The sequence below is a fragment of the Brevibacterium picturae genome (assembly GCF_030453725.1).
GTDB classification, from domain to species: Bacteria; Actinomycetota; Actinomycetes; order Actinomycetales; family Brevibacteriaceae; genus Brevibacterium; species Brevibacterium sandarakinum_A.
In genome coordinates this window covers 1-3,737 of record NZ_JAKDJU010000236.1, presented here as the reverse complement: position 1 = coordinate 3,737, position 3,737 = coordinate 1, and the positions used below count along the sequence as shown (strand labels likewise).

3 protein-coding genes are annotated in these 3,737 nt (G+C 57.8%); all 3 read right to left on the bottom strand.

The window, feature by feature from the left end; all coding sequences use genetic code 11:
• Positions 1-221 precede the first annotated feature (221 nt).
• The 3 genes from L0G76_RS14785 to L0G76_RS14775 all read right to left on the bottom strand — a co-directional run bounded on the left by L0G76_RS14785 (position 222) and on the right by L0G76_RS14775 (position 3,543).
• Positions 222-1,832, bottom strand: a complete 1,611-nt coding sequence (locus L0G76_RS14785) for an SNIPE associated domain-containing protein (RefSeq protein WP_304357915.1) — start codon at positions 1,830-1,832, stop codon at positions 222-224.
• 100 nt (positions 1,833-1,932) lie between these two features.
• Positions 1,933-2,715 (bottom strand): glucosamine-6-phosphate deaminase, encoded by a 783-nt coding sequence (nagB, locus tag L0G76_RS14780; protein ID WP_304357914.1) that lies wholly within the window; start codon positions 2,713-2,715, stop codon positions 1,933-1,935.
• An 87-nt stretch (positions 2,716-2,802) separates the two neighbouring features.
• Positions 2,803-3,543, bottom strand: a complete 741-nt coding sequence (locus L0G76_RS14775) for a FadR/GntR family transcriptional regulator (RefSeq protein WP_304357913.1) — start codon at positions 3,541-3,543, stop codon at positions 2,803-2,805.
• Positions 3,544-3,737 lie beyond the last annotated feature (194 nt).

The following is a 3,737-nucleotide window of genomic DNA, read 5'->3' as shown; positions in this document are numbered from 1 at the left end:
TGTCCCCGTCGTAGTCCTGGGCCAGGATCGTCGTGATCGCTTTGGCGATGTGCTCAGCCTCGTTGAGCACCGGCATGATGAAGGAGACTCCCGGCTTCTCAGCCAATGGCGGCAGGCCCTCCGGGGTCAGGATCTCAAGAGTTTTCGACACGCCTTCAATCTTGTCATACCGCCCACCACTCAGCTTCAAGGGTCCGATCAGAATGAGCCCTCACGCGTGGTCAAAGTCCGTGCGAGGTGGATATGTTTTCGGACGACTCTGGCTGCTGACCCCTCATCACTAAGCTTTGCCGATACTGTTCGGCTGGGGCCTCAAGAGTATATTCCACGACTTCTACCTTCTGATTTTGCAACGCAGACAAGACTTTCTCCGGTGTGACTGCGAAGTATTCGCGGCGAAGATTGACCCTGTTGATCCGCTCAGCAGAAAACGTTTGATGGAGCATCGTCTCAACACCAACCGCGTCAGTAGAGAAGAAGAGCGCGTGAACGTCAAACACAAAAGGCACGGAAGCATCGCCTAGCTCCTTGACCCGATCCATAGGGTCCAAGCGCCTCGTCATACCGATCTTGACAACATTTTTCCCGAACGAGCCGATGTTTGAAATGACATACACATACCCAGCTCTTGTGTTGGCAGCGCGATAGTCAACGTCAGCGATCGAATGCTCAACATCGTTGAGCTGAGCGAATGCGCGCTCCAACCCTTCAGAGTCTCCACGATTGCGCATTGCTTCCACTAGGTTCTGGTAGTGCATCTGCTCTTTCAGCAAATCAGCACGTTTGGCCTTGAACTCAGCTTCCGCTTTTTTCTCTTCCTTGAGTTGCGCGCGACGCTCTCGCTCAAGCTCCTTCTCTCGGGCTTTGACCTGCAGGTGTCGGTTGGCCAGTTCAATTTCTGACAACCTCAATCGATGGTATTCCTCCACAATATGTAGGTCGATCATCTGACCATTGCGCTCGACCTGTTCTCGAGCCTTCGACAGACGCTTCGTACACGATTCAAGATTTCCGGCCTTTGCCGACTTCACCGCATTCTCTGCTTCGGCGTTATACGCGCGAAGTAGGAGCTTCGACATGTTCTTGAGAAAGCGACTCCCCTGGCTCGCCGAATTGTTGAAGGTGAAACCGCTGGTCACCGTAGTCGCCGAATTCGACCGAATCATGTTCTTGTAGCGGGTACGAACTTGGTCCAGGTCGGCAGAAATCTGGACAGAGCTCTCAGCCGGATGCTCAAAATCAAACAATCCGAAATCTTGAACCTCTGCTTCGGCTCGGATATTGACGAGCTGTTTCTGCTCATCGGATATGAGCCCTCGAGTTGTTTCGAGCGATCTTTGCGCGACTTCTAGTTCAGATCTGATCGCTGTCAGCTCTCTCTGATGTGACTGCTCGATCTGCTCAGTTCGCTCGATGGTCTCCTTCTCGACCTGCTGAGCGCTCACGGCTCCGTCTATGTTGTTTTGCCGAATCCAATGGTTCAGCCCATCGAGCTCTTCTTGCAGTTCCCGAGCACGTCGTTTGCCGTTGAAAAGCCCGATCTTCTCGCTCGTAGCTTTCGTCGCGTTGCCGTGTCCAGGCTGGGCCCGCTCCTGCTCCTTGCGTGGCGTTTCTTCGGGCGGCAGAGGTCCGCCAGCGTTCGAAGGTGGCTGGGTGTTCGAAGGTGGCTGGGTGTTCGATGGCGGCAATGGTTGCAGTGGTGATTGCAATTTCGGGGATTGCTGAGGCTGCCTTGGCTGCGCGTTAGGTGTCCACCGCACACCATCAAACCATCTGACCAGGGTGTTATTTCCCGGATCGACATACCAACCAGGCGGGGGCGCACTACTCATGTAGCCATCTAAGCACAGAATCGGCCACGGCCTTCAACTTGGCGAAAGCCGGAGAAAGATTACACACCACTTCGGCTCAGTCACCAGGTCAAGCTCCGCCCTAGAACCTCTCTTTGTCCAGTTTGCTCGCGTATGTCTGTCGGTAGTAGTCGCCCAACTGCAGCCGCGATGCGGCTGAGTCGTCGACGAGGACCGTGGCATGCGGATGCATCTGCATCACGGTCGCCGGCCACATCGATGAGATCGGGCCTTCGACCATCTGGTGCACGGCCTCTGCCTTATGACCGCCGGTGGCGATGAGCACGAGGTGACGAGCCTCCATGATGGTGCCGAGCCCTTGGGTCAGGCAGTGCTGTGGAACTCGGTCGACCTCGCCGTCGAAGAAGCGGGCATTGTCGATCCTGGTCTGATTGGCCAGAGTCTTCACGCGGGTGCGCGAGGACAGAGACGAGCCGGGCTCGTTGAAGGCGATGTGACCATCCGTGCCGATTCCGAGGATCTGCAGGTCGACTCCTCCAGCCTCGGCGATGGCATGGTCATAGTCCGCCGAGGCGGCAACGAGGTCGTCGGCCATTCCGTCCGGGCCCTGGACTGCGCCGTCGGCGAAGTCGACCCGCGAGACGAATTCTGTGTCGATGACATTGTGATACGACTGCGGATGCGAGGCGGGAAGTCCCACGTACTCGTCGAGCATGAATCCGCGCACCGAGGAGAACGACAGTCCATCCTGTTCGTGGCGGCGGGTCAGTTCATCGTAGACGCTGAGCGGACTCGATCCGGTGGCCAGACCCAGCACAGGTGCGGATTCGCTTCGCACCAGCCTTTCGACGGCATCGGCGACCAGTGTTGCCAGCTCGAGGTCGTCGGCGATGATGACTTCCATCTGTTCTCAACTTTCTGTGTTCTTGACAATGTCTGACTGGAGGTCCCAGTCGAGGCCGTCAGGGTCGACGTCCCCGTAGATGCCGTCTCAGTCGACGTCTCGTTCGAGGGCTCGAGCGATCGGTTCGTAGTGGACGGTGATCGCAGTATGGAAGGCTTCGACGTCTCCTGCTTGGGCTGCCTGAAGCATCTGTCCATGTGCCCGGGCTGTCTGCTCAAGATCGGCCGCGACTGCCACGTTGAGTTTCGGCAGCACTGCCGTGTGCACATCCCAGAAGGCGGCCACGAGCTGACCGACGAGCGAATTGTCCAATGCCTCGAGCAGACCGGTGTGGAAGGCGCGATCCTGTTGGGGAAATGACTGGCCGTGCTGCGCCATGGCGATCATATCGTCGACCAGCGCAGATAGTTTGGGATTCGTTGTGCCCTGCAGGCTCTTCACGATCGCCTCCGACATTCCGAAATCGAGGGCCGCACGGACTTCGACGACATCTCGCAGCGCCCGCAGGTCATCGCCGGGGCTGAGCACTCCGCGGAACACCAAGGCTTCGACGAGTGCGTCCAAGGACATCTCTCCCACATACGTGCCGTGCCCATGTCGGACGACGACGATGTCGAGAGTCGAGAGCTTACGAATGGCTTCCCTGACGTTCGAACGGGAGACGCCGAGGCGCTCGCACAGTTCCCCCTCGGTGGGCAGGAGGTCGCCAGGCCGAAGCCCGTCTGAGAGGATGAGATCCTTAATCCGGTCGGAAGTCGTCGTCTTCCGATGGCCGGTGGTGATGTCGGTGGCAGGTTCGCGCTGACTCGTCGTTGATGCATCCGTCATAGTCACCCTCCACAGATCGATCCGCACGGCGGTTCCAGTATACGTCTGACATCAGATGTGTAGCCACCGAAAGAGCCGCGCTGCCCGACTGCAATTCAGTCCAGGGTGCGCGGCTCTCACTACTGGTCTCGCTCAGAGTCCGCGGGAGATGAGTTCCTTCATGATCTCGTTGGTGCCGCCGTAGATCTTCTGCA

Coding starts and splice junctions, on each gene's coding strand:
- nagB (WP_304357914.1), bottom strand. CDS start 2,715: ATGGAAGTCATCATCGCCGACGACCTCGAGCTGGCAACACTGGTCGCC.
- L0G76_RS14775 (WP_304357913.1), bottom strand. CDS start 3,543: ATGACGGATGCATCAACGACGAGTCAGCGCGAACCTGCCACCGACATC.
- L0G76_RS14785 (WP_304357915.1), bottom strand. CDS start 1,832: ATGAGTAGTGCGCCCCCGCCTGGTTGGTATGTCGATCCGGGAAATAAC.